The sequence below is a fragment of the Streptomyces ficellus genome, assembly GCF_030406405.1.
In the GTDB taxonomy this organism is placed as follows: domain Bacteria; phylum Actinomycetota; class Actinomycetes; order Streptomycetales; family Streptomycetaceae; genus Streptomyces; species Streptomyces ficellus_B.
In genome coordinates, this window is record NZ_JAUEPL010000006.1 from 116,737 (window position 1) to 141,522 (window position 24,786).

General features: G+C 73.3%; 21 protein-coding genes, 2 tRNA genes and 3 pseudogenes. 11 read left to right on the plus strand and 15 right to left on the minus strand.

Translation table 11 applies throughout. The features are described 5' to 3' along the window. Nucleotides 1-305: 305 nt before the first annotated feature. Nucleotides 306-1,235, plus strand: a pseudogene (locus QWM81_RS06720) (SPFH domain-containing protein); the annotation flags it as partial. A gap of 121 nt (nt 1,236-1,356) precedes the next feature. Then, nucleotides 1,357-1,947, plus strand: a complete 591-nt coding sequence (locus QWM81_RS06725) for a lytic polysaccharide monooxygenase auxiliary activity family 9 protein (protein WP_290110673.1) — start codon at nt 1,357-1,359, stop codon at nt 1,945-1,947. Between the two features lie 99 nt (nt 1,948-2,046). On the opposite strand, the gene QWM81_RS06730 is transcribed toward QWM81_RS06725, so the two are convergent. The 3 genes and pseudogenes from QWM81_RS06730 to QWM81_RS06740 all read right to left on the minus strand — a co-directional run. Further along, a tRNA-Lys gene (locus QWM81_RS06730) sits at nt 2,047-2,120 on the minus strand. A gap of 64 nt (nt 2,121-2,184) precedes the next feature. Continuing rightward, nucleotides 2,185-2,943, minus strand: a complete 759-nt coding sequence (locus QWM81_RS06735) for an IclR family transcriptional regulator (protein ID WP_290110674.1) — start codon at nt 2,941-2,943, stop codon at nt 2,185-2,187. A 166-nt stretch (nt 2,944-3,109) separates the two neighbouring features. Beyond that, nucleotides 3,110-3,223: pseudogene (locus QWM81_RS06740) on the minus strand (L-cystine ABC transporter ATP-binding protein YecC); the annotation flags it as partial. Nucleotides 3,224-3,344: 121 nt separating this feature from the next. Between QWM81_RS06740 and QWM81_RS06745 the strand changes: the two are divergent. Continuing rightward, nucleotides 3,345-3,909, plus strand: a pseudogene (locus QWM81_RS06745) (aspartate racemase/maleate isomerase family protein); the annotation flags it as partial. Nucleotides 3,910-4,176: 267 nt separating this feature from the next. Next, nucleotides 4,177-5,253 carry an LLM class flavin-dependent oxidoreductase gene (locus QWM81_RS06750; RefSeq protein WP_290110675.1) on the plus strand — a complete coding sequence of 359 codons (1,077 nt, stop codon included), beginning with the start codon at nt 4,177-4,179 and terminating at the stop codon, nt 5,251-5,253. 20 nt (nt 5,254-5,273) lie between these two features. Here the strand turns inward: QWM81_RS06750 and QWM81_RS06755 are convergent, their stop codons facing one another. Then, nucleotides 5,274-7,223 carry a putative bifunctional diguanylate cyclase/phosphodiesterase gene (locus QWM81_RS06755; protein ID WP_290110676.1) on the minus strand — a complete coding sequence of 650 codons (1,950 nt, stop codon included), beginning with the start codon at nt 7,221-7,223 and terminating at the stop codon, nt 5,274-5,276. Nucleotides 7,224-7,567: 344 nt separating this feature from the next. Here QWM81_RS06755 and QWM81_RS06760 point away from each other — a divergent pair, with 344 nt between their 5' ends. Continuing rightward, a complete protein-coding gene (locus QWM81_RS06760; protein ID WP_290110677.1) occupies nt 7,568-8,806 on the plus strand; it encodes a M6 family metalloprotease domain-containing protein in 1,239 nt (412 codons plus the stop codon). A gap of 89 nt (nt 8,807-8,895) precedes the next feature. Here the strand turns inward: QWM81_RS06760 and QWM81_RS06765 are convergent. From QWM81_RS06765 to QWM81_RS06790, 6 genes are all read right to left on the minus strand, one after another. Beyond that, nucleotides 8,896-8,969, minus strand: a tRNA-Lys gene (locus QWM81_RS06765). After that, nucleotides 8,960-9,637, minus strand: a complete 678-nt coding sequence (locus tag QWM81_RS06770; protein ID WP_290110678.1) for a bifunctional DNA primase/polymerase — start codon at nt 9,635-9,637, stop codon at nt 8,960-8,962. The genes QWM81_RS06765 and QWM81_RS06770 overlap by 10 nt, the downstream gene beginning before the upstream one ends. 337 nt (nt 9,638-9,974) lie before the next feature. Beyond that, on the minus strand, nt 9,975-10,328 hold the full coding sequence (locus QWM81_RS06775) for a DUF8844 domain-containing protein (RefSeq protein WP_290110679.1): 354 nt from the start codon (nt 10,326-10,328) through the stop codon (nt 9,975-9,977). A 111-nt stretch (nt 10,329-10,439) separates the two neighbouring features. Further along, nucleotides 10,440-11,768: an AAA domain-containing protein gene (locus QWM81_RS06780; RefSeq protein WP_290110680.1), complete on the minus strand. Its 1,329-nt coding sequence runs from the start codon at nt 11,766-11,768 to the stop codon at nt 10,440-10,442. Next, nucleotides 11,765-13,357, minus strand: a complete 1,593-nt coding sequence (locus QWM81_RS06785; RefSeq protein ID WP_290110681.1) for a hypothetical protein — start codon at nt 13,355-13,357, stop codon at nt 11,765-11,767. Before QWM81_RS06785 ends, QWM81_RS06780 begins: the two co-directional genes overlap by 4 nt. Further along, entirely contained in the window at nt 13,348-14,568 is a 1,221-nt protein-coding gene (locus QWM81_RS06790; RefSeq protein WP_290110682.1) for a hypothetical protein, read from the minus strand. The genes QWM81_RS06785 and QWM81_RS06790 overlap by 10 nt, the downstream gene beginning before the upstream one ends. Nucleotides 14,569-14,685: 117 nt before the next feature. On the opposite strand from QWM81_RS06790, the gene QWM81_RS06795 reads away from it, so the two are divergent. Next, nucleotides 14,686-15,282: a histidine phosphatase family protein gene (locus QWM81_RS06795; RefSeq protein ID WP_290110684.1), complete on the plus strand. Its 597-nt coding sequence runs from the start codon at nt 14,686-14,688 to the stop codon at nt 15,280-15,282. 15 nt (nt 15,283-15,297) lie between these two features. Here the strand turns inward: QWM81_RS06795 and QWM81_RS06800 are convergent, their stop codons facing one another. Further along, nucleotides 15,298-16,635: an NsdA family TPR-like regulatory protein gene (locus QWM81_RS06800; RefSeq protein ID WP_290110686.1), complete on the minus strand. Its 1,338-nt coding sequence runs from the start codon at nt 16,633-16,635 to the stop codon at nt 15,298-15,300. 252 nt (nt 16,636-16,887) lie between these two features. On the opposite strand from QWM81_RS06800, the gene QWM81_RS06805 reads away from it, so the two are divergent. From QWM81_RS06805 to QWM81_RS06815, 3 genes are all read left to right on the plus strand, one after another. After that, complete coding sequence (locus QWM81_RS06805; protein WP_290110776.1) at nt 16,888-17,343, plus strand: hypothetical protein; 456 nt, start codon at nt 16,888-16,890, stop codon at nt 17,341-17,343. A 47-nt stretch (nt 17,344-17,390) separates the two neighbouring features. Continuing rightward, the gene (locus QWM81_RS06810) at nt 17,391-18,245 is read left to right on the plus strand and encodes a spermidine synthase (protein WP_290110687.1); all 855 of its coding nucleotides are present in this window, start codon (nt 17,391-17,393) and stop codon (nt 18,243-18,245) included. A gap of 94 nt (nt 18,246-18,339) precedes the next feature. Beyond that, a complete protein-coding gene (locus QWM81_RS06815) occupies nt 18,340-18,468 on the plus strand; it encodes a hypothetical protein (protein WP_290110688.1) in 129 nt (42 codons plus the stop codon). Between the two features lie 10 nt (nt 18,469-18,478). On the opposite strand, the gene QWM81_RS06820 is transcribed toward QWM81_RS06815, so the two are convergent. Continuing rightward, nucleotides 18,479-19,057, minus strand: coding sequence for a hypothetical protein (locus tag QWM81_RS06820; RefSeq protein WP_290110689.1), 579 nt, complete (start codon nt 19,055-19,057; stop codon nt 18,479-18,481). Nucleotides 19,058-19,126: 69 nt separating this feature from the next. Between QWM81_RS06820 and QWM81_RS06825 the strand changes: the two genes are divergently transcribed. Then, a complete protein-coding gene (locus QWM81_RS06825; RefSeq protein ID WP_290110690.1) occupies nt 19,127-19,816 on the plus strand; it encodes a response regulator transcription factor in 690 nt (229 codons plus the stop codon). A gap of 166 nt (nt 19,817-19,982) precedes the next feature. After that, the gene (locus QWM81_RS06830; protein WP_290110691.1) at nt 19,983-21,368 is read left to right on the plus strand and encodes a HAMP domain-containing sensor histidine kinase; all 1,386 of its coding nucleotides are present in this window, start codon (nt 19,983-19,985) and stop codon (nt 21,366-21,368) included. Between the two features lie 203 nt (nt 21,369-21,571). On the opposite strand, the gene QWM81_RS06835 is transcribed toward QWM81_RS06830, so the two are convergent. Genes QWM81_RS06835 through QWM81_RS06845 form a run of 3 tightly spaced genes read right to left on the minus strand, consistent with a single transcriptional unit; the run spans nt 21,572 to nt 24,671 of the window. Further along, complete coding sequence (locus QWM81_RS06835) at nt 21,572-22,372, minus strand: carbohydrate ABC transporter permease (RefSeq protein WP_290110777.1); 801 nt, start codon at nt 22,370-22,372, stop codon at nt 21,572-21,574. Between the two features lie 17 nt (nt 22,373-22,389). Beyond that, nucleotides 22,390-23,361, minus strand: coding sequence for a carbohydrate ABC transporter permease (locus QWM81_RS06840; RefSeq protein ID WP_290110692.1), 972 nt, complete (start codon nt 23,359-23,361; stop codon nt 22,390-22,392). Between the two features lie 5 nt (nt 23,362-23,366). Next, nucleotides 23,367-24,671: an ABC transporter substrate-binding protein gene (locus tag QWM81_RS06845; protein WP_290110693.1), complete on the minus strand. Its 1,305-nt coding sequence runs from the start codon at nt 24,669-24,671 to the stop codon at nt 23,367-23,369. Nucleotides 24,672-24,786: the final 115 nt, after the last annotated feature.

Consider the following 24,786-nt stretch of genomic DNA (forward strand, 5'->3'; position numbering starts at 1 on the left):
GCCCGCCGACGCCGCCCGCGCCGACGCCTGCGCCCCAGCCGACGACCCCGGCACTGACGCCTACGTCGAAGCCGACACCGGCACTGACGCCTGCGTCGAAGCCGACACCGGCACTGACGCCTGCGTCGAAGCCGACACCGGCATCGACGCCTGCGTCCAGGCCGGCACCGGCACCGGCACCGACGCCGAGCCGGGCACCCGCGCCCAGCCCGACCCCGGACCGGACCCGGAGGCCGGAGGGGGACCAGATTCGGGAACGAAAAGGGGAGCGGGAGGGGGAGCGGAAGGCGGCGGCCGATCCGGTGGGGGTGAGGCCCGCGCCCTCGGCCGACCCCGCGCTGGTCGAGCGGACCGGGCCGGTGCTGCCCGGCTGGGCGGGGGTGGCGGCCGGGGCGGTCGCGCTCGCCGGGTGCGCGGCGGTGCTCTGGTGGGTGGGGGCCGTGCCGGAGGCGGTGACCGTGATGCTGGGGCTGCCCTCCCGCCCGTACAACGGCATCGCGATCGGGGCGTGGGCGCTGCTGGCGCTCGGCGTGCTGATGGTGCTGTTCGCCTTCGGCGGGCTGGGGCGAGGGCGGGTCGGGTACGCGTGGGTCCTGACGCTCTTCGGGGACTATCGGGGCAGTGTGCGGCGCACCGGCCTGATGTGGGTCAGCCCCCTGCTGCTGCGCCGCCGGGTCGACGTACGGCTGAGGCACTGGCGCAGCGAGCCGCTGCCCGCCGTCGACGCGAACGGCACCGCGCTGCGCGTCGTGGTGCTGGTGGTGTGGCGGATCAGGGACACGGTGCGGGCGGCGCTCGGGGTGGCGGACCACGAGCGGTACCTGCGCGAGCAGGTGGAGGCGGCGATGGCCCGGGTGCTGTCCCAGCTGCCGGCCGACGCCTTCCATGAGGACGCCCCGACCCTGCGGGACGCGGAGGTGGTCGGGCGGGCGCTGACGCGGATGTTGTCGGCGGAGTGCGCCCCGGTCGGGATCGACGTCTTCTCGGCGCAGCCGACGCGGATCGAGTACGCGCCGGAGATCGCGGCCGCGATGCAGCGGCGGCGGATCGCGGCGATCGACGCCAAGCACCGGGACATGGTGCTGACGTCGGTGGTGGACGCGGTGGATGACATGGTCCACCGGCTGACCTCGCGTGGTCTGGTCGAGCTGGACGACTACGACCGCAAGGCGCTGGTCAAGGACCTGACGGTGGCGTTCTACACGGGGCGGACCGGACTTCCGGAAGGCCCGTGATTGGTATGGACATGCTCAATACCTGTCCATACATTGAGACTTGGTCCAGACCAAATCAGGCACCACCGCACGCGTGCAGCAGGGCTCACCGAACTCCCCCACGTTCTCCTGGAGCGACAGCATGCGACACAAGATAGGCGCGGCCGTGGTGGCCCTCGGCGTGGCCGGGGCCTCCCTCCTGGCCACCAGCAGCGCCAGCAGCCACGGCTACACCGACAGCCCCATCAGCCGCCAGAAGCTCTGCGCCAACGGCACCGTGACCAACTGCGGCAACATCCAGTGGGAGCCGCAGTCCGTCGAGGGCCCCAAGGGCTTCCCGGCCGCCGGCCCCGCCGACGGCAGGATCTGCGCCGGCGGCAACGGGCAGTTCGCCCAGCTCGACGACCCGCGCGGCGGCAACTGGCCCGCCACCAGGGTGACCGGCGGTCAGAGCTACACCTTCCGCTGGCAGTTCACCGCCCGGCACCGCACCACGGACTTCCGGTACTACATCACCAAGAACGGCTGGGACCGCACCAAGCCGCTCACCCGCGCGGCCCTGGACTCCCAGCCGTTCCTGACCGTCCCGTACAACAGCCAGCAGCCGCCGTCCACGCTTACGCACCAGGGGACGATCCCCAGCGGCAAGACCGGCAAGCACCTGATTCTGGCCGTCTGGACGATCGCGGACACGGCGAACGCCTTCTACGCCTGCTCGGACGTCCAGTTCTGACGGCTGACGGCTGACGGCTGACGGCTGACGCCTGAGGGCTGACGGCTGGCAAGCACAACAAGGAAGCCCCCCGCTCGCGCGAGGGGCTTCCTTCGTCTGTGCGCCGCCAGGGACTCGAACCCCGGACCCGCTGATTAAGAGTCAGCTGCTCTAACCAACTGAGCTAGCGGCGCCTGCTGACAGGATTAATACTACCTGGTCCGGAGGGGTGCTTCGACCACCGCGCAGTGGCCCGGCTCACAGTGCCAGGGAGAGCACCACCGGGGCCGCCTTGCGGTTCAGGGTGTCCGCCGCCGTGCGCAGCCGGTGGGCGTGCTCGATCGGCAGCGAGAGCGCCAGGCAGCCGACCGCCGACCCGGCCGTGAGCGGCACCGCCGCGCAGACCGTGCCCACGGCGTACTCCTGGAGGTCGAGCACCGGGACGGTCGGCGGCTGGCTGTCCAGCTTGGAGAACAGCACCTTCTCGCTGGTGATCGTCCGCGAGGTCAGCCGGGCGATCTTGTGGCGGGAGAGGTGATCGCGGCGGCCGTTCTGGTCGAGCTGGGTCAGCAGGCACTTGCCGACCGCGCTGGCGTGGGCGGCGGAGCGGAAGTCGACCCATTCGTTGACCTTGGGCGTGTGCGGGCCGTCGGCCATCTGTGTGATCTTGACTTCGCCGTCGATGTACCGGCTGATGTAGACGGCGGCGCCGACGGAGTCCCGCAGCTCGGTGAGCGTCTCCTGGAGCTTGCTCTCCAAGGCCTCGCGGCGGGTGGCGCCGGAGCCCAGCAGGACCAGGGAGTCGCCGACGACATAGCCGCCGTCGGTGACCTGCTCGACGTACCCCTCGCGGCGCAGCATGAGCAGCAGCGGCTTCAGGTGTCCGGCCGGGAGCCCGGTCTCGCGTGCGATCTGGGCGTCGGACACCCCGCCACCGTGCTTGGAGATCGTTTCGAGAACGCGCAGGGCGTACTGCACCGAGTGGAACGGCGCGGTCGGCTCGGGCTTCAGCGCCACGGTTTCCCCCTACCAGGTTGTGACCGCAAGCTTCCGTACCACGATAGCCGCCAAGAGCCGTTTGGTGGGCTCCTGTTGACAAGAAACTGTTCCGTCCCTCACGCATACGCTGCGACGGGACACCATGGCATATGCCGATGGCACACTTACGGACGGTAGAGGGAGGTCAGGGCACCGCACCGACGAAGTCGCGCGTGCGTTCGTCCTCGGGAGCGGAGAAGATTTTCTCCGCCGAGGCCGACTCGATGACCTTGCCCGAGTCGAACATCACCACCTCGTCCGGGGGCGGCGCGGTTCTGTAGCGACGAGCTGTTCGAGCCATGGTGGCGCGGCTACCCGAGTCGTGGCGGGGTATGCGTACGCGGTGCCGGCAGGTCGGCCGAAGGACAGGAGGGCGTGACATGACGACGGTGGGACTGCTCTGTCCCAAGCACTGCGCCGAGGACGACTACCCCCGGATCGAGACGCTGCTGACCGGCGTCAACGTGCCGATCGTCCACACCGGCGACGGCGAGGACGCCCACCGGCCCGGGGCGCTGCGGGAGATGGGTGCGGTGCCGCGGCTCGCGGGCGAGGTGGAGGCGCTGCGGCTGTCCGGCGCCGAGTCGGTGGTGTGGGGCGTGCACCAGCGGTTCGTTCGTGTACGGGTGGGAGGGCGCCCATGAGCAGATCCGCGCCCTCGCCGTGACGGCCGGGCTCCCGGCGTCGAGCACGGCGTTCGCGTTCGTCCACGCCGTACGGGAGGTGGGCGCCGCGCGGGTCGCGGTGGCGGCCACGTACCCGCAGGACGTCACGGAGCTGTTCGTCCGGTTCCTGGAGGCGGCGGGGATCGAGGTGGTCGCGGCCCGGTCGGGCGGGACCGTCACGGCGCCGGAGGTCGCGACCTGGGGGCGCGACCAGGTGCTGGAGCTGGTGCGGGCGGCCGACGACCCCCGGGCGGAGGCGGTGCTCGTGCCGGACACGGCGCCCGTCGACCAGGCGCCCCGCCGCTCCGCCAGCCGCAGCCCCTCCCATACGGTCACCTGGTTGGCCGTGAGCATAGCTGGGGACGCTGTTCGCCCGCAAGCAATAGCCCGCAAGCAATAGCCCGCAAGCAATAGCCCGCAAGTAAGAGCGCGCAGGCAAGAGCGCACAGGCAGGAGCCCACCAGGAATCGCCCGCCAGGAATAACCGGAGATCCCCTCCTGTTGACGGTGCCCGTACGTATGTTTCCGCGCAGGAGGGTCCACACCGGTGAGCGACGCGATTCGAGGCACGGCGAACGGCGCCGCGCCCGTACCCCTGTCCGTACTGGACCTGGTCACCGTCGGCAGCGGCCGCACCGCCACCCAGGCCCTGGCCACCAGCGTGGCGCTCGCGCGGCTGGCCGAGCGGCGCGGGTACCACCGCCACTGGGTCGCCGAGCACCACTCCATGCCCGGCGTCGCCTCCTCCTCCCCGGCCGTGATCCTCGCGCACCTCGCCGCCCACAGCGGCCGCATCCGGCTCGGTTCGGGCGGCGTGATGCTGCCCAACCACGCGCCGCTGGTCATCGCCGAGCAGTTCGGCACCCTGGAGGCCATGGCCCCCGGCCGTATCGACCTCGGGCTGGGCCGGGCCCCCGGCACGGACGGCGCCACCGCCGCCGCCCTGCGCAGGACCGACCGGCTGAACGAGGGCGCCGACGACTTCCCCGAGCAACTCGCCGAGCTCACCCGCTTCCTGGACGACGACTTCCCGGACGGCCACCCCTACGCCCGCATCCACGCCGTGCCCGGCCCGGTGCAGGGCCCGTCCGCGCGGCCGCCCATCTGGCTGCTCGGCTCCTCCGGCTTCAGCGCCCGGCTCGCCGGAACGCTCGGCCTGCCGTTCGCCTTCGCCCACCACTTCTCGGCGCGCAACACCATCCCGGCCCTCGACCTGTACCGGGACTCCTTCCGCCCCTCGGCCGTGCTGGACGCCCCGTACGCCCTGATCGGCGTCTCGGCACTCGCGTCGGACGACGAGCGGGAGGCCCGCCGCCAGGTGCTGACCGGCGCGTTGTCGATGGTCCGGCTGCGCACCGGGCGGCCCGGGCTGATCCCGACGCCCAAGGAGGCGGAGGCGTACCCATTCAGCGCCATGGAGCGGGACTTCGTCGACGGCTGGCTGGCCAACGTCGTGCACGGGACCCCCGACGCGGTACGCGCGGGCCTGGACGACCTCCAGAAGCGCACGGGAGCCGACGAGTTGATGATCACCGCCAACGCGCACGGCTCCGACGCGCGGCTGCGCAGCTACGCCCTGATCGCGGACGCGTACGGCCTCCCGGACTCGGCGCCCGAGGCGTAAAGCGTCGTTGACGGCACCGGTCAGCCGGGACCGACCCCGATCAGCGCGGCGATACGGTCCGGAGCCACCGCGCGCGAGTACAGCCACCCCTGCCCGGTGTCGCAGCCGATCCGCCGCAGCCGCGCCGCCTGCCCCGAGGTCTCGACGCACTCGGCGGTGACCGTCAGCCCGAGCCGGTGCGCGAGCTGCACCAGCGCCTCCACGATCACCTCGTCGGCCGGGTTGGGGTGCTCCTCGTCCTGGAATCCCCGTACGAAGGAGCCGTCCAGCTTCAGTACGGAGACGGGCAGCCGGCTGAGGTAGGCCAGGTTCGAATAGCCGGTGCCGAAGTCGTCGATGGCGATCCGTACGCCCATGTCGCTCAGCGCCTGAAGGGCTTGCAGGGGCCGCCCGGCCGAGCCCATCACCGCCGACTCGGTCAGCTCCAGCTGGAGCAGATGGGGCGCGAGCCCGGTCTCGGCGAGGATCCCGGCGACATCCGCGACCAGGTCGGAGTCCCACACCTGGCGTACGGCGACGTTCACGCTGACGAACAGCGGGCGTTCACCCGGGTGGTCCTTCTGCCACTGCCGTGCCTGGCGGCACGCGGTACGCAGCACCCAGCGGCCGAGCTGGACGATCGAGCCGTCCTCTTCAGCAATTCCGATGAACCGATTCGGCGCCAGCGGGCCGAACTGCGGGTGGTTCCAGCGGACCAGTGCCTCCACCCCTCGTACGGTCCCGTCCGACATGCCCACCAGCGGCTGGTACTCCAGCGCGAACTCGCCCCGCTCCACCGCCGGACGGAGGGTGGAGGAGAGCGACTGCCTCGTCATGCGGTGGGCGTTGCGCTCGGGGTCGAACAGGGTCCAGCGGGCCTTGCCGTCGGCCTTGGCCCAGTACAGCGTGGTGTCGGCGGCCTGCATCAGACCGTTCACGGTGGTGCCGGCGGCGGTCCGTTCCACGACCCCGATGGACGCCGAGACCGACAGCCGCTGCCCCGCCAGGTCGAACGGCCGCTGCACGGCGGCCAGTACGGACCGGGCGAGGTCGGCGAGCTGCTCCGTACCGGTGGAGTCCTCGACCAGGATCGCGAACTCGTCCCCGCCGAGCCGGGCCACCAGATGGCCGCCGCCACGGGTGTAGCCGTCGCTGTCGGCGCACTCGGTCAGCCGTGCGGCGACGGCGGCGAGCAGCCGGTCGCCGACGCGGTGCCCGAGCGTGTCGTTGACGGCCTTGAACCCGTCGAGGTCCAGGTAGCACAGGCCCACCCGGCCGGTGCCGCCGTCGTCGTACGACGAGTTCTCCAGCGCGGAGGTCAACCGCTCGATGAACAGGGTGCGGTTGGGCAGCCGGGTGACCGGGTCGTGCATCTGGAGGTGGCGCAGCCGGGCCTGGAGCTGGCGCCGGTCGCTGATGTCCGCGATGGACAGCAGCACACGGCGGCTGCGCGGTACGGGCGCGACGGTGACCTCGGCCCACAGCGAGCGCCCGTCCGGGTGTTTGAGCCGGCGCGTGCAGCGGAACCGGGAGCGGCGGCCGCGCAGCACCTCGCGGTAGGCGTGCCAGGTGCGGCTGTCGGACATGAGGTCGACCAGGTCGGCGGCGGCCTGCTCGCGCAGGGACGCGGTGTCGGTGCCGAGGAGCGCGGCGAGGGCGTCGTTGGCGGAGACGACCAGCCCCTCGGGGTCCACGACGGCCATGGCGAGGTGGGCGGCGTTGAAGGCCGCCCGGTAGTCGTGCGCGTCGCGCGGGTCGGGGTCACCGGGGTCGTGGGGGTCGCGGGGGTCGCGCGGGTCGGGCTCACCGGGGTCGTGCGCGTCCGGTTCGGTACCTGTGTCCCGTTCGGCGCCCGCGCCGTGCGAGGCGGGGGCGGCGGTGGGCGAGAGGCGCAGTTCTCCCACGGTGTGGTGACACTCTGTGACCGACCGGCGGGTCGTTCCGGTCGGTGAGACTGCCGCAGCTCCCGGTCCTTCGGAGGTTCCGTTCACGGCTCGCTCCCGCAAGGCAGTTGTGACGCACATATGTGGTCGGGATGGGTCGGCCTGGAAAGTGTGCCGATCATAGAGGCTCTTATGGCGGCCATTCCAGCGATGACGTCCAGTGGGGCGGGTGGGGTTGCTGTGGGGCACCTCACCCTCCACCCCTGCCCGATCGTTTCTGCGCGGGTCTGGCACGGGCCGGTCCCGCCACGATCGATTGTGACTGTCGGTGAACTTACCGGACCGGTGGGGCGCGTCGCGGACTCACCCAAGTGGGGCAGTGGAACAGGGCGTATCACCATAAAACGTCACAGGGTGGTGGGACGTCCCGTATCCCGCATCCGGAGGTCGACGTGGAGGGTCAGCAGACACCCGAGGGAGTGGAACGCCGCCTGCGGTCCACCGCCGCCGGGATCTTCGCTCTCCTCTCGCTCGCCGCGACCGGCCTCGTCGCCGGGCCCGCGGTCGCCGCGCCGGCGGCGGGCCCGTGCGCCCTGCCGCGTACCGACGCCCATCACTCCCTGGGCCTGGACACCTGGAACACCGCCTACCCGCGCCCCGTCCGCGACCTCGACGCCGTCATGGTCTTCCTGTCGTTCCCGGACTCCCGGCCGCTGACCCGCCCGGCGGAGCTCGCCGCCGACCACTTCCCCGCCACCAGCCACTTCTTCCAGCGGGCCTCGTACGGCAGGTTCACGCTGCGCCCGCACCCACGGCAGGAGTGGATCCAGATGCCGCACGCCTCCACCTCGTACGCCATACAGCGCGACTGGGAGCCGGGCAGGCGCGCGGCCTACCTGCGCGACGCGCTCGCCGCGGCCGATCCGGTGGTCGACTTCTCGCGGTACGACATCGTGTACCTGGTCGCCGACCCGGACGCGCCGGGCGTGGACTCCGACGCGACGAAGGTCGTCAACTTCGAGACGCCCCTGCGCGCGGACGGCACGGACCTCAAGCGGGTGGTCACGGTGTTCGAGCGGCACCCCCCGGACCGCAATGTCCTGGCCCATGAGACCGGCCACGTCTTCGACCTGCCGGACCTCTACCACCGCCCCATGGACGGCAAGGGCGACTGGGACACCCATGTGGGTGACTGGGACGTCATGGGCAGCCAGTTCGCACTCGCGCCGGAACTCTTCGGCTGGCACAAGTGGAAGCTCGGCTGGCTGGACCGGCAACAGGTGCACTGCGTGGAAGAGCCTGGCAGCAGCCGTTTCACGCTGGAGCCGCTGGCGGCGGCGCCCGAGCGCGGCGTCTCGGTCGGTACCCGGCTCGCGGTGGTCAGGACCGGCGACAACAGCGCGCTCGCGATCGAGGCGCGGGAGGCGACCGGAAACGACGGCGGTACCTGTACGGAAGGCGTGCTGATCTACCGGGTCCGTACGGACGCGGTGTCGGGCGCAGGCCCGGTCGAGGTCGTGGACACCCACCCGTCGACCGGCGCGTGCCCGGACCGGTCGGTGTACCCGCCGCTGGCGGACGCGCCGCTGGGGGTGGGGGAGACCTACACGGTGCCGGGGGAGAAGGCGCGGGTGGAGGTGGCGGACCGCACGCGTACGGGCGCGTGGACGGTGCGGGTCACCGTACCGTGACGTAGCGACCACGCAGAGCCCATACGCCGGCGTGCGAGAACCGGCGTACGAAAAAGCCCCCCGCTTCCGCGAGGGGCTTTTCCCGTCTGTGCGCCGCCAGGGACTCGAACCCCGGACCCGCTGATTAAGAGTCAGCTGCTCTAACCAACTGAGCTAGCGGCGCCTGCTGACGTCGTAGACCTTAGCACCCTGGTCGGCGGGAGGAAAAATCGATACCCGCACCCCGGCGGCGGACGCCGACCTGGCCGCCCGTACACAGGCCCAGAGGAGTACCTCCGGCCCCGGCAGCCAGGGATTCCGGGTGTCCGGCGCGACCAGCCAGCGAGGCCCGCCGTCCCCGCCGGGGGTCAGCGCCGGGACGGTCACCGCGTCCCCGGTGCCGTGGCAGAGCAGGGGCGGTACGGCGGCACCCCACTCCTCCCAGCCGAGCAGGGACGGCAGCCGCTGGGCCGTACCGGGGGCGCAGAACAGCAGCATCCGGCCGCGCTGCACGGCGACCGGGCCGGAGCCGGGCCCCTCCTCCCAGAGCCGGTCCAGCATGCGGCGGCCGAAGACCGACTCCACGTTCACCACGTCGAACACCGTGCCGCACGGCAGCACCGCCGGGGCGGTCGGCCGGTTCTCCCACAGCGCGAGCGTGGAGCGGGGGTGCGCGGCGGCCGACGTCAGCCAGTCGGCTCCGGCGGCGGTGACGTGCGTGGCGTGGTGCCGGCCCTCGTCCCGCAGGAAGCGGAAGGCGTCGGACCGTTGTCCGTCGTGTCGCTGTCCCTCGTGTCGCTGTCCGTCGAGGTGTTGTGCGTCGTGGAGGTCGTCTCGCAGCCATGCGCTCATGGCATCCACATCTACCGGCTGTGACGGAACGGTTCCGGCGGGTTCATGGAAATCGGGACAGGATGGGGTGGGAGGGAGTATCTTTCGCCGCCGTCATATGCCATCCGGCTACTCCGCCGTAGTCGGCGTTTCTGCCCCCTCGTCCGCCGCGGCGCGCGCCCTGTCGTCCCGGCTCCGGCGCATGCCCGCTCGGAGCCCGGCTGCGGGCCTGCCTACTTGTCCGGGCCCGGCGCGCGCCCTGTCGCCCCGGCTGCGGGCCTGCCTACTTGTCCGGGCCCGGCGCTGCCCGCTCGGTCCCGGCCGCGGCGCGCGCCTGCTCGTCCCGCCCCGCGTCGGCCTACTCGTCCAGGCCGCGGCCGCCGGCGCGGATCAGGTCCCGGCCGAACTCGATCATCTTCCTGGCGTAGTCCTCGGTCCACTCCGCCCGCTCGGCGATGTCCGCGGCCGTCAGCCGGTCGAACCGCCGCGGATCCGCGAGCTGCGCGGCCGCGACCGCCTGGAACTCGACCGCCCGGTCGGTCGCCGCCCGGAACGCCAGCGCCAGTTCGGTGGAGCGCGCGAGGAGCTCCCGGGGGTCGTCCATCGACTCCAGGTCGAAGAAGTGCTCGGGGTCGGAGGCGGCCTCCGCCGGCTCGAAGAGCAGGGGCGCGGGCCTCAGCCGCCGCTGCTCGCCCCGCTCGGTCTCCGCCATGTCCCTCTCCTCTGCTCCCCGGCCCCCCGCCCTCCGGTCGGCCAACGTCCATTGTCCCGCTCCGCGCAACCCCGCACCCCGCGCCCGGCATTCCGCGCCCGGCAGCCCGCACTACGGTGCCCAGCTCACCCGGTGCTCCGACAGGTGCGACAGCACCGCGTGGTTGGCCTCCCACCCGTCCGGGAACTTCACCGTGACGCCCAGCTGCACCGGCTCCGTCGAGGGATGCTCGTCCAGGAGCTCGGCCACCCCCGCGCGGCACACCACGATGCACGCGTGCCGGTGCCGCGACGCCAGCACGCACAGGCGGCCGGTCTCCAAGTGGAACGCCGTCGCGTCCGGGCGGCCGGACAGCGGGTGCAGCACGACCGTCACGTCGTACTCCCGCCCCTGGAGCCGGTTCGCCGTGTCCACCGTCACGCCCGCCACGCCGAGCCCCGCCAGCTCCGCCCGCACCGCCGCCGCCTGGTCGCGGTGGGCAGTGCCGACCGCGATCCGGTCCGGGGTGAGCGGCACGGGGGCCTCCGCCCGCTCGCTGGTCGCCGCCCCGCCCCGGTCCAGCAGCCGCCGCACCACCAGCGCCACCGCCCGTACCGCCTCGGGGTCCGTACGCGGGGTGTGCCGGGCGGGCAGCTCCAGCAGGCCCCAGCCCGACTCGGCCGCCTCGTCCAGCACACGGTCGGGCGCCGACCCGTCGGACGGCACCCCGAACGCCAGCCGCCGGTCGGCGGGCCCCGTCCCGCTGCGGAAGGGCGTGTACGGGTAGAACGCGTCCGACACCAGTGGCGCAGCCGATGCCGGGAGCCGCCACGACACCGGCAGCCGGTGCTGCGGCAGCTCCGGATTGTGCGCGAGCAGGGTGGAGACGGCGCTCGCGGAGGGGTCGTACGACAGCCCCGCCCACTGCTCGGCGCCCACCACGCTGAACGGATCCAGCTGCCCGGGGTCGCCCACGAACAGCGCCCGCTCGAACAGCCCCGCCACCGCCAGCAGCGCGTCCGACCGCATCTGGTACGCCTCGTCCACGATGGCGTGCCCCCACGGCTCGACGCCCTTCACGTGCGCCCACTTCGCGGCCGTGGAGATCACCACGTCGAGGCCGGCCAGGTCCGCCGCCTTCGCCGACTTCCGTACGTTGTCCAGGTCGTCCAGCGCCTTGTCGTACGGGTCCGACTCGTTGCTGTGCAGCCGGCCCACCGGCAGCTCGGGCTCCTTCTCGGCGAGCCGCAGCACCAGGTCGTCGACCTGCGCGTTGGTCTGGGCGACCACCATCAGCGGCCGGCCCGCCCCGGCCAGCTCCAGCGCGGCGCGCACGACGAGGGTCGACTTGCCGGCGCCCGGCGGCGAGTCCACGACGACGCCCCGCGCGTCACCGCGCAGGGTGTCGTCCAGGATCTCCCGGGTCGCCCGCGCGGCCTCCCTGCCGGGATCGAAGCTCACAGCAGGTCCTCCGGGGTCACGGCATCAGGGGCTTCCGCCACGTCGGTGCGCGGTGGGCCGCCATGCGTCCACGGCGTCTCCTCCGGGTCCGGCAGCTTGGGGCCCACCCGCTGGTCGTGCTCGAACAGCGTCCACACCAGACGGTCGCCCTTCTCCGGCACGGAGCCCTCCGCCGGTTCCTTGGACCGGCCCATCCGGTCCATCAGCCGCAGCACCAGCGCCCCGCCCTCCTCCTCGTACCGCACGAACTCCGCCGTCTGCGGCTTGCCGTCCAGCGAGCGGTACACCTTCCCCCGCTCGCCCAGGTGCGGCCGGTCATCCGTCCGCACGGTCAGCAGGGGGCGGGGTGAGGGCCGCTTCGACTCCGACCAGGCCATGGTCACGTCCACCACCTCGGCCAGGAACGCCTCCCCCGCGAGCCGCCGCCCCGCCAGCACCAGCGGGTCGTCCAGCGCCTCCTGCGCCTCCAGCTGCGCCTGCGCGCTCTCCCGCGCGGCCAGCTTGTTCGCCGCCGTCACGGCGTCGTCCCTGCGCGGCTGCGGCGGTTCGCCGGCCCGCACCCGGTCCCGGTGGCCGGTGAACGACCAGCGGTCGCGCGTCCACCGGTCCACGACGCGCGCGCCCGGCGGCAGCTCCCGCACCAGCTCGACCGCCCGCCACACCGCCCGCCACGTGGGCCGCAGCTGCGACGCGATCAGCCGCCGGACCTCGCCCTCGGCGCGGTACAGCGCGCCCAGCCGCTCGTCGGCCGCCTCACCGTCCTCCGCAGCCGCGAGCGCCTGACGCGCCCGGTCGTACCGCTCGATCGCGGGCGCCAGCAGCCGGTTGTCGAACGCCGGATCGGTCGCCGGACCGGCCGGCGGGCACAGCAGCTGACCGTCCCGGTCCCGCGCCAGCTCCGCCCGCAACGCCGCCTCCGCGCCGGATTCACCCGCCGGGGGGTCGATCCAGGCCAGCAGCGCCCCCAGGTGCTGGTCCTCCAGCGACGACTGGCCCGTCGCCCAGTGCCGGTTCAGCAGGTCGGTCGCCGCCAGCAGCAGCGACGAGCCGGGCACCCGCGCCCGCTCCCCGTAGTGCGTCAGCCACCGCCCCAGCAGCGGCACGCGCGGCGGCGCCGGGAACGGCGTCTCCGGATCCTGCTCGGCCGTGCGCCGGAACCGCATGGAGCGCCCCAGCAGCCGTACGTACGCGATGCCCGCCCGGCTCGGCACGATCAGCTGCGGCGCGTCCGCGCACAGCTCGACCTCGACCTTCACCTTCTTGCCGGTCTCCGGGTCGGTCTCGTTCCGCTCCGCCGCCTCGACGTCGTCGGCGTACCCGTCGAGATACGGGATGACCACCTCCGCCAGATCCGCGAGGAACGCGAACCGCAGGTCCCGGTCGCGCGGCTGCGGCACCACCAGCAGCCGCGGCTCCTCGGGGTCCGTCCCGACCAGCGCGCCGAGCGGCGCCCCCGCCTCACCGGCGGTCGTCAGCGGTACGAGGACGAGGGGGCGCCGCGACACATGCCGGTGCCGCACGGTCGCCAGCGGCTGCGCCCGCCCGGCCTCGACGGCCTCCAGCCGCGCGAGCGTGGAGATCAACGACATGACCCCGCCCCCTCCGCCGCCACCGGGGTCCGGGCGGCCGGGACAGCCCCCGCCTCCGCCCCGGTCTGGGCGACCGCCTCCGCCCGCAGCGCCGCCGCCCGCCGCAGCGCGGCCACCGTCGGGTCGTCCGGGTCGCCGGACTCCCCACGGGCCGCCGCCAGCACCGCGCCGACCGTCGTCAGCCCGCCCAGCTCGCCGCGCACCGAACGGCCCAGCGCCTCCACGGCGCCCGCCTCCCGGGCCCGGTCGCGGCAGTGGAACGCCAGCTCGCAGGCGGCCAGGCACTCCGGCGCGTACGCGTGCGGGACCGCCTCCACCGCCGCCGCCAACTGCTCCGCCGTGCACGCCTCCACGTCGAAGGTGAGCCCGTCCGGCAGCGCGGCGGCGATGTCCTCGATCCGGGTCAGCCGGGCCAGCTGCCGCCGCGTCACCGACAGTTGCTTGCGTACGTCGACCACCGACCCGGTCGGCTGGTTGGAGAAGTCCTTGGGGCACACCAGCAGCACCGAGTGCCCCACTTCCGCCCCGTCCGTCAGCGCCGCGACCCGCTCCAGCGCCAGCACGTACACGGCGGCCTGCCGGGCGGCGGCGCCCACCTTCGCCGCGTCCGCCGAGCCGTCGAGCATCGGGAACGACTTGATCTCGACGACCGTCCACCGCCCGTCGGGGTGCACCACGACCGCGTCCGGCTCCAGATACGCGGGCGACCCGGCGACCTCCAGGGCCAGCATCGGATGGTCCAGCAGCGACCACGCCCCGGCCGCCGTGGCGTCGCGCAGCGCCAGAGCCGTACGGGCGGCGCGCCCCTCGGGCCCGGCCGCCGCGAGATCCGGCACCCGCACCCCGTCCGGCTCGGGCACACCCAGCAGCCGCATCAGCTCCATGCCGCCCTCGGCCTTCACCTTGGCCTCGAAGGCGTTGCCCCGCATGAACGCGAACTGCGACTGCCCATAGCCCGAAGGCGACCCGAGCGCGGACGCCAGCGCCGCCTTGTCGACCCCGGCGCCGTCCAGCAGCGCCCGGCGCTCGCAGCCGGGATTGGCGGCCAGCGCCGCCAGCGCGCGGGCGTCCAGCGGATGCGGCGCGGCGGTGGGGCCGCGCAGCTCCGCCAGCCTTCCCCAAGCGCTCGGCCGCGCTGGAGTGGGGCAGGCGGCAGGCCGGAGTGTCGTCTGCGGCGGTCGAACCGGTCCGCCGCCCAGGGATTCGCTCACCCGCGGAAGTCTCGCATCCGGCACTGACAATCGCCGGACGCCCCCGGAGCCGTGGCCCCGAGTTCCCGTGCGCGATGATGGACGGGCACCCCACTTGTGAACCCCAGGAGAGCCCTCATGGCACCGCGGATCCTGCTCGCCCGGCACGGCCAGACCGAATGGTCACTGCTGGGCAGGCACACCGGCAGGACGGACATACCGCTCCTGGAGGAGGGCCGCCGTGGCGCGAAGCTGCTCGGCGAGCGCCTCCACCGCGGTCCCTGGGACGGCCTGGACGGCGTCGAGGTCCGTACCAGCCCACTGGCACGCGCGCGGGAGACCTGCGAACTGGCCGGCTTCGGCGGCCGGGCGGAGCGCTGGGACGCCCTGATGGAGTGGGACTACGGCGCGTACGAGGGCATGACGCCGGCCGAGATCAAGGCCACCCGTCCGGACTGGTTCATCTGGCGCGACGGCGTCCCCGAGGGGGAGACGCTGGCGCAGCTGTCCGACCGCGCCGACGAGATCGTCGCCTGGGCGCGCTCGGCCGACCGTGACGCCCTGGTCTTCGCGCACGGCCACATCCTGCGCTCGATCGCCGCGCGCTGGCTGGGCGAGGACGTGTCGTTCGCGGCCCGTATCCGCCTCGACCCGACCAGCCTCTCGGCCCTCGGCTGGGCCTACGGCGCCCCCGCGATCGAACGCTGGAACGACACGGGGCACCTGGAAAACTAGGCCCTGCCTGGTGGATCAGGCGCCCAGGGTGGCGCGGCGGTCCAGGAAGGCGGCCACCGGGGGCGTGCCGTGGTGCGGGGCGAGGAGGCGGACCGTTTCGGTGAGCATCGCGCGGATGCGGCTCGACCGGACCTCGCCGAGCAGGTCCAGGACCCGTTCGCCGGCCGCCGCGGCCTCCTCCAGACGGCCGCCGCGTGCCAGGTCCGCCGCCAGTTGCGCCCGGTACAGCGCCAGATTGCGGGCGAAGTGCGAGCTCGACAGCACCGTCGCGCGGTGCGCGTGCCGGGCGGCGCGCGCCCAGTCGCCCAGGGCCGACCAGCACTGCGCCTCCAGTGCCTCCACCTCCGGTTCGCCGAAGAAGGACATCCACTCCGGGTCCGCGTCGCACGGCCCGCGCCCGAACAGCGTGTGCGCCCGCCCCAGGGCCTCCTCGCACGCCGCCCGGTCGCCCAGCCCCGCCCAGCCGCCGGCCTCCCGCAGCGTCAGCAGCGCCAGCAGCCGCGCCGACGACAGGTGCTTGCCCGCCCGCTGCCCCGCCTGCGCGGCCCGTACCGCCTCCCGGTACTTGCCCGCGTCCCTGGCCAGGAACGACGTGTTGGAGAACGCGTGCGCCTCCAGGGCCGGGTCACCCGCCACGCGCGCGGTGGCCAGGGCTTCCGCGTAGTGCGAGCGGGCGTCCTCCAGACGGCCCGAGTCATGCGCCAGCCACCCCACCGACAGCGCCAGCTCACCGGTGCCCGCGTGCATCCGGTCGGCCGTCGACTGGCGGGTCGCCCGGCCGGAGTCCAGCAGCGCGTAGGCGGCACGGAGCGGTTCGGCGGCCTTCCGGTACAGCCCGTCCGCGCCGTGCCGGTCGTCGAGCAGCCGGATCCGCCGCACCGCCTCCTCGACGGCGTTCACCTCGGCCTCGCCGAACCTGTCGCCGGCGCGCGGCGCCGGGATCGGGCCGAGGCCGCCGATACCGAGCGAGGCGGCCGCCACCGTGGCGGTGCCGCCCGTCATGAATGCGCGACGCAGCACGTCGCTCTCCTCATCGTTCCGGGTGGTGATCTCTGGCGCCGGTGCGGCGGCGACCGCGGCACGCGCCCCCCGGCCGCGTACGTGCTCCCGCGCGACGAACCCCAGATCCGTCAGGGACAGCCCGGGGAACATGTGCAGGAACACCCGCTCGTACGCGTAGTTCGGGCAGCGGATCTCGCCCGACTCCACGCGCCCGATGTAGCGGGCGTCGCACGCCACCTGCTCGCCGATCTCCCGGGCGGCCCTGCGGACCGCGGCCGCGAACTCCCCCGGGGAGCGCTGCCCGCGCAGGCGGCGGAAGGCGAGATTGGGAACTGCCCGTGACGTCGCCATGGCCGAGCCCTCTCCTGCGTACTGCACTGCCGTTGTTCCGGCGAAGCAGAACGTACATGGCGTGACGGAATGAGTACGCAGGGTTTGGCTGCAAACGGGATATCTCACCCACGATCCGCCATGAACTGCCATCCTTTGCGGCGGCGTGCCGCCGTAGCTGTTGACGCGCGCGGGCGTTGAACCATGCGGAGAGACGCAACGTGTCTTCATACGGGGACTCGAGCGAGGAGGGATCCCTTGTTGGAGGTCGGCATGGAGGCGAACCGGCGGTCCGTTGACGGATCGCAGAGCATCGCGCGGCACCGGCCGGCACCGGACGCGAGCGTCCCGCCCGAGGACGGCGAGCCCTGCGACCTGGTGACCGTTCCGGCCCGGCAGGGCCTCGAAGCCGTCGACATCCTGCGGCGCGGCGGCGCCCCGCTGGTGGGGCCCGTGCTGCACGACGGGACGTGCGACACCCTCGGATTCCTGGTTCCGCCCGGCACCGCCGCCGGCTGGGACATGCCCGGCAGCGCCTGCACCCGGACCTCCGGGCGCGGCCTGCGGATCGCCGACGCCGCCGGCGAGGCCCAGCCGGAGCCCCCCGTCTCCGGCTCCGGCTGGCTCCTGCCCCCCACGGACACCGTCCCGGTCACCGACCCCGTCATGCTGCGCGAGGCACTCGGCGAAGCCGCCCGCCTGATCGAGGCCGCCGACAACTGCCGCTAGGGCCCGCGCCGGCCCGTGGTCGGCGCGCGTCCGTCGATAATGGGCGGATGGCAAGGAACAAGCAGCGTGGGCGGGTGGCGGTCGTGGAGACCGTGGCCGGCGGGGTCGCCGAGCTGATACCCGATCCCGAGCACGCCCGCGCCTGGACCCTGCTCATCGACGGCGCGCCCCAGTCGCACGTCGACCTGGACGACCCGGCCCGCCTGGGCTTCGCGTACCAGCGGCGGCTGGGCCACATCGCCGACCTCGTCGCCCCGCCGGGCCGTCCCCTCCAGGCCGTCCACCTCGGGGGCGGCGCCTTCACCCTCGCCCGCTACATCGCCGCCACCCGGCCCCGCTCCACCCAGCAGGTCGTCGAGTACGACGCGCCCCTCGTCCAGCTGGTGCGCCGCGAGCTGCCGCTCGACCCCGGCGCCCGTGTCCGCGTCCGGGGCGCCGACGCCCGGGCCGGGCTCGCCAAGGTGCCGGACGGCTGGGCGGACCTGATCATCGCGGACGTCTTCAGCGGAGCCCGTACCCCCGCGCACCTCACCAGTACGGAGTTCCTCGCCGAGGTGCGGCGCGTCCTGAAGCCCGGCGGCCACTACGCCGCCAACCTCGCGGACGGCCCGCCGCTGGCCCACCTGCGCGGCCAGATCGCCACCGCCGCCACCGTCTTCCCCGAGCTCGCGCTCGCCGCCGACCCCGCCGTGCTGCGCGGGCGCCGCTACGGCAACGCCGTGCTCCTCGCGTCCGCCGTCCCGCTGCCCGTCGCCGAGCTGACCCGCCGGGTCGCGACCGACCCGCACCCGGGGCGGGTGGAGCACGGGCGGGCGCTGACCGACTTCACGGGCGGGGCGGTCGCCGTCACCGACGCGAGCGCCAAGGACTCACCCGTACCGCCACCCTCGGTGTTCCAGTAGCGGGCGGTGTCCGCATGGTGGGCGCGTGCTTGCGATGCGTGGCCGGCGGAGGCGAGAATCGGCCAATTGTTCCCAATGATGGAAAGAGGCCCTCATGGGTAATCATGTCCATGTTCGCGTCCATCAGGGCATGGGTGTCTCGGACGGCGGCGAGCTCATCGAGCACTACCACTGCCGCTGCGGGGAGACCTGGACGAAGTCGTACGAGGTCGAAGACGAGTGAGCGTGACGCCCTAGCGGCGCTCCTCGATCCGGACGGTCGGCGCATGGTCGTGCCAGGTGCAGAAGACGTCGATCTCCGTACCGTCCCGGCTGAACGTCACGCGGATGTAGGTCGGCTGCTTCCACACCTGCATCTGCCAGCCGGCCGCCGGGGTCGCCGAGACCAGTTCCGCCGACGAGGCGCCGATGTCGAAGGCGACGCGGCCGCCGTCGACCGTGTAGCTCTTGACCTCGCCGGTGCCGGCCTTCTCCGGGGCCTTCGGGGTCTCCCGGACCGCCGGCGCCTCCCCGGCCGTCGTGCCCTCCCGGCTCGGTGACGGTGCGCGGCTGCCGCCCGGAGCGGCGGACACGGAAGGCCGCGGCGAGGGCGGCGACGAGGGCGTCGGGGACGCCGGGCGCTGAGTGGACGAGGCCTGCGGCTCCACGACCCGCGCGGCCGGGCGATCGGTGGCGAGCGGCAGGGCGCGCGGCGGGTCGTACGCCGTGCCCGCCATCACCGTGTGCACGCCCCACCACGAGAGGGTGACCGCCGCGCCCGTGGCGAGCGACCACGCCAGGGCGTGTACGAGTCCTCTACGCATCCGGGCCATAGTGCACCACCCGCCCACGCCGTCAACACCGGTCCCCCTCATTCCGCCGTATGGCGTACGGTGCCGCCCATGGCAAGTGTGCTCGTGGTCGAGGACGACCAGTTCGTACGCTCCGCCCTCATCCGGCACCTGACCGAGGCGTCCCACACCGTACGGAGCGTCGGCACGGCCCTGGAGGCGCTGCGCGAGGTCGCCCATGTCCGCTTCGACGTGGTGATCCTGGACCTCGGACTGCCCGATCTGGACGGGTCCGAGGCGCTGAAGATGCTGCGCGGCATCACCGACGTACCGGTGATCATCGCCACCGCGCGGGACGACGAGGCCGAGATCGTACGGCTCCTCAACGACGGCGCCGACGACTACCTCACCAAGCCGTTCTCGGTCGAGCACCTGTCCGCGCGGGTGGCCGCCGTGCTGCGGCGCTCCCGTGCGGCCACCGGTGAGGGCTCGCCGTCCAGCGTCCTCCGGGTCGGCGGGCTGACCGTCGACCCGCTGCGGCGCCAGGCGGAACTGGACGGCGCGCGGCTGGACCTCACGCGCCGGGAGTTCGACCTGCTGGCGTTCCTTGCCGGGCGGCCGGGCGTGGTCGTACCGCGCAAGGAACTGCTCGCCGAGGTGTGGCGGCAGTCGTACGGGGACGACCAGACCATAGACGTCCATTTGTCGTGGCTGCGGCGCAAACTGGGCGAAACGGCCGCGAAACCCCGCTACCTGCACACCTTGCGGGGTGTCGGCGTGAAGCTGGAGCCGCCGCTGTGAGCGTCGCCCCCGACATCAGCCGCTGCCGCGGCGGGGCGGCCGCCGGGCCCCGGGCGACCGTGATGGCCGCACCTCCGCTCCTCCTGCCTTCGGCGGGCGGTACCCCCGGCGCGGGCGGAGACGGGGGTACCTGCCGGGCGGAAGCCCTGGGGGAGGGCCGAGAGCGGTGAGGTGGGCGCTCGTCAAGGTGGCGCTGGCCGTGACCGTGATGGTCGTGGTGGCGTTCGCCATCCCGCTGGGGCTCGTCATCAAGGAGATGGCCCGCGACCGGGCCTTCACCAATGCCGAACGGCAGGCCGCCGCGATCGGCCCCACCCTGTCCATCACCACCGCCCGGGAGGAACTGAACCGGGCCGTCGCCTCCACCCAGGCCGGGGCCGCCGGACGCATGGCCGTGCACATCCCGGCCCCCGACGGACCGGGCGGCCGGGCCATGGAGATCGGCACCGGCCGGGCAACCGAGGAGGACCTGGCCACCGTCCAGCGGGTGCCGCGCGCCTCGACCGCCGAGGTACCGGGTGGCTACGCCCTGCTCCAGCCGACCGCCATCAGCACCGGCCGGATCGCGATCGTCGAGGTGTACGTGCCCGAGGGCGAGGTCTCCAACGGACTCGCCACCGCCTGGCTGATCCTCGCCGGGGTGGGCGTCGCCCTGATCGTCGGCTCCGTCGCGGTCGCCGACCGGCTCGGCGTACGCATGGTGCGGCCCGCCCAGCGGCTTGCGCGCGCCGCGCACGACCTGGGCGAGGGCAGACTCGGCGCCCGCGTACCCGAGGACGGGCCGCCCGAACTGAAGTCCGCCGCCGTCGCCTTCAACTCGATGGCCGACCAGGTCGTCCAGCTCCTGGCCAACGAGCGGGAACTGGCCGCCGACCTCTCCCACCGGCTGCGTACGCCGCTGACCGTGCTGCGCCTGAACGCCGCCTCGCTCGGCGACGGGCCCGCCGCCGACCAGACGCGGGCGGCCGTCGAACAGCTGGAGCGGGAGGTCGACACCATCATCCGTACGGCCAGGGCGGCCAAGCCGCAGACCCAGGCGGCGGGGCCCGGCGCCGGGTGCGACGCCTCCGAAGTCGTACGGGAGCGGATGGAGTTCTGGTCCGCGCTCGCCGAGGACGAGGGACGCAAGGTGCGCCTGGCCGGTGTCGACCGGCCCGTGCGCATCCCGGTCGCCCGCCCCGAGCTGGTCGCCGCCCTCGACGCGCTGCTCGGCAACGTCTTCCGGCACACCCCCGAGGGCACCGCCTTCTCGGTCGACGTCCACAACGGCGAGGACGCGGTCATCGTGCTCGTCTCGGACGCGGGGCCCGGCATCGCCGACCCGGACGCCGCCCTGGCGCGCGGCAACAGCGGGGCGCGCGACGGGTCCACGGGGCTGGGGCTCGACATCGTGCGCCGGGTCGCCGAGTCGACCGGCGGGGACGTACGCATCGGGCGCTCCGTCCTCGGCGGTACGGAGGTGCGCGTCTGGCTCGGGCTGGACGAGCGGCGCGCCACCGAGCACCGCCGGCGCGGGCACCGGGTGCGGCGCCGGCGCGGCCGCCTTCTTTAACCGGCGCCCATGCCGTCCTTAAGCGGAGCCTAAGATCCCCACCCCCCGTCCCAAAGTGGGCATTTGTCCGCTTCCTGCTCGCTAGCGTGCTGCCACACCCCCCACCCGCGACGCACCCCGTAGCCACTCCTCAGCCACTCCTCCAGCGCTCCGGCCGGGTCACCCCCCATCCGGCCGGAGCGCGCCCCCGCGCGCGTCGCGGGTCACCCCTTCACCGCGCCCTGCATGATGCCGCCGACGATCTGCCTGCCGAAGGCGACGAAGACCAGCAGCAGCGGCAGCGTGCCCAGCAGCGCGCCCGCCATGATGACGGACTGGTCGGGGATGTAGCCGCGGCCGAGGCCGGTCAGCGCCACCTGCACCGTGGGGCTGCCGTTCTGGGTGAGGGCGATGATCGGCCAGAAGAAGTCGTTCCAGGCCATGACGAACGTCAGCATGGCCAGCACCGCCATCGCTGGCCGGGCGGCCGGGAAGACCACGTGCCACACCACCCGGAGGCCGCTCGCGCCGTCCACTCTGGCCGCTTCGAGCAGCTCCACCGGCAGCGCCTCCAGCAGGTACTGCCGCATGAAGAACACCCCGAAGGCGCTGACCAGGGCGGGCAGGACGACCGACTGGAGCTGGTCGGTCCAGGACAGCTCGGCGATCAGCATGAACAGCGGGACGACACTGAGCTGCGGCGGCACCATCATCGTGCCGATCACCAGCAGCAGGAGCACGTTCTTGAAGCGGAAGCGCAGCTTGGCGAAGGCGAAGCCGGCCAGCGTGGAGAACAGGACCGTGCCCGCCGCGACCGTGCCCGCCACGATCACCGTGTTGAGCAGGGCGACGCCCATGTTGGCGTCGGTCCAGGCGATCCCCAGGTTCTTCGGCAGGTTCCCGCCGAACCAGAAGGGCGGTGGGGTCCGCGCGAGCCGGCCGTTGGTGCCGGACGCCGCGATCGCCGTCCACACCAGCGGAAACAGCGACAGCACGGTGAAGACGATGAGCACGGCGTACGTCATCCGGCCCGCACGAACTCTCAACCCGTCCTCCTCCGGTAGGCGTTGATCAGCCCGGCGGCCGTCCCGAGCAGCACCAGGATCAGGAACATCGCCCACGCGATCGCCGAGGCGCGGCCGAGATGGAGGTTCACCCAGCCCTGCTCGTACAGGTAGAGCCCCAGCGTCTGGAACTGATGGTCCGAACCGCCGGTCGCGCCCGCGCTGCCGTTGAACAGCAGCGGCTCGCCGAACAGCTGGGTGGCGCCGATCGTCGACACGACGATGGTGAACAGGATCGTCGGCCGCAGCGACGGCACCGTGACATGGACGAACTGCCGCCAGCGCGAGGCGCCGTCGAGCGCCGCCGACTCGTACAGCTCGTCCGGGATCGACTGCATCGCGGCGAGGTAGATCAGCGCGTTGTAGCCCGTCCACCGCCAGATGACGATCGTGGACACCGCGAACTGCGAGGCCCACGCGCCGTTCTGCCAGTTGACCGGGCCGATCCCGGCGAGCCCGAGCGCCCAGTTGACCATCCCGTAATCGCGCCCGAAGAGCAGCACGAAGACCAGCGTCGCGGCGGCGACGGAGGTGGCGTACGGGGTGAGGGCCACCACCCGGAAGAACATCGACCCGCGCAGCCGGCCGTGCAGCAGGTGCGCCACGCCGAGCGCGATCAGCAACTGCGGCACGGTGGACAGCAGCCCGATGGTGACCGTGTTCTTCAGGGCGTTCCAGAAGAACTCGTCCGCCACCAGCCGTGAGAAGTTGCGCAGCCCCACCCACTCCATGTCGGCGGGCGCGGTCAGCTCCACGCGGTGCAGCGAGGCCCAGGCCGTGTAGAGCAGCGGGACGAGCCCGAAGGCGGCGAAGAACACGAAGAAGGGGGCGATGTACGCGTACGGGCTCCACCGCACGTCCCAGCGGTGCCGGCGCGCACGCCACCGCCGCTCCCCGGCCGCGTCCTGCCGCAGTGGCGCACCGCCGGCCGTGGTCGTCCCGCTCGCCATGCCGGTCACAGGTCCAGGGCGTTGTCGATGGTCCTGACCGCCGCGTCCCAGCCCGCCTCGGGCGACCTGCCCCTCTGGTCGACCTGGAGCATGCCGACGTCGGCCAGGTTCTGGGCGATGACCAGGTCCTTCGGGCCGAGGATCGTCACCGGCACGCCCTGGGCGGCGCGGGTGTAGATCCGGCCGGTGGGCGCGTCGTTGAAGTACGGGTGCCTGGCGCCCGACACGGCGGGCAGGGCGTGTGCGGCGGATGCGCTCGGGAAGCTGCCGCGCCGCTGGAACAGCTTCGCCTGCTGCTCGGGCGCGGTCAGCCAGGCCGCGAGCCGTACCGCCTCCGCCCGGTGCTTGGCGGACCTCGGTACGACGAGGAACGAGCCGCCCCAGTTGCCCGGTCTGGGCGCGGCCGCCACGTCCCACCTGTCGCGCCCGGCCGCCCCCGCCTTGTCCTCGATGTAGCCGAGCATCCAGGCGGGGCACGAGACGGTGGCGAAGGTGGCGTTGGCGTACGCCTGATCCCAGGCGGGGGTGAACTGCTGGAGCCGGGCGGTCAGGTTCTCGGTCGCGAAGGAGGCGGCGATGTCCCAGGCCTCCCGCACGGCCGGGTTTCTCTTGTAGACGACGGTGCCGTCCTCGTCGTAGAACCTCCTGGCGCTGCTGCCGGTGATGGCCGCCAGGACGCCGGAGGCCGAGTCGGTGAACGCCGTGCCCGCCGGGGCCTTCGCCCGGTAGCGCTTGCCCGTCTCCAGATACGCGCGCCAGTCGCCCGCCCACAGCCTGCCGACCGCCTCCCGGTCGGTGGGCAGCCCGGCCCTGGCGAAGAGGTCCTTGCGGTAGCAGATGGCCTGCGGCCCGATGTCGGTGCCGAGGCCGACCGTCCTGCCGTCCTTGGTGGTGGCCTGCGCCCACTTCCACGGCAGGAAGTCGTCCTTCCGTACGCCCGGGGCGGTGCCCAGGTCCTCCAGCCGGTGCGCCTGGGTGGCGGTGATCTCCGCGATGTTGATCGCCTCGACGGCCTGGATGTCGGCGAGGCCGCTGTCGCTGACCAGGTGGGTGAGGAGCTGCGGGTAGTAGTTCTCGTTGCGCTGGATGGACGTCTGCTCGATGACCACGTCCTTGTGGAGCCTCATGTACTCGTCGTAGAGACCGGCCTCCTTGAAGCCGAAGCTGCCGAAGAGCCCCACGCTGATGGTGGTGCGGCCGTCGTCGCCGTCCCTGTCCGCGGCGCAGCCGGCGGCCGGCGCGGCGCCGAGCGCGACGGCGGCCGCGAGCAGCAGGGCCCGCGTCCGCGGCACGCGGGTATGAGTGCGCATGGGGTGATTCTGTACGGAACGGGGCCCTGACGCGCCGAGGCCCCGGCGGCGAGCCGGGACCTCGGGGACGAGCGGGAGCTCGGGGGCGGGCCTGGGCGTCGGGACGTGCCTGGGC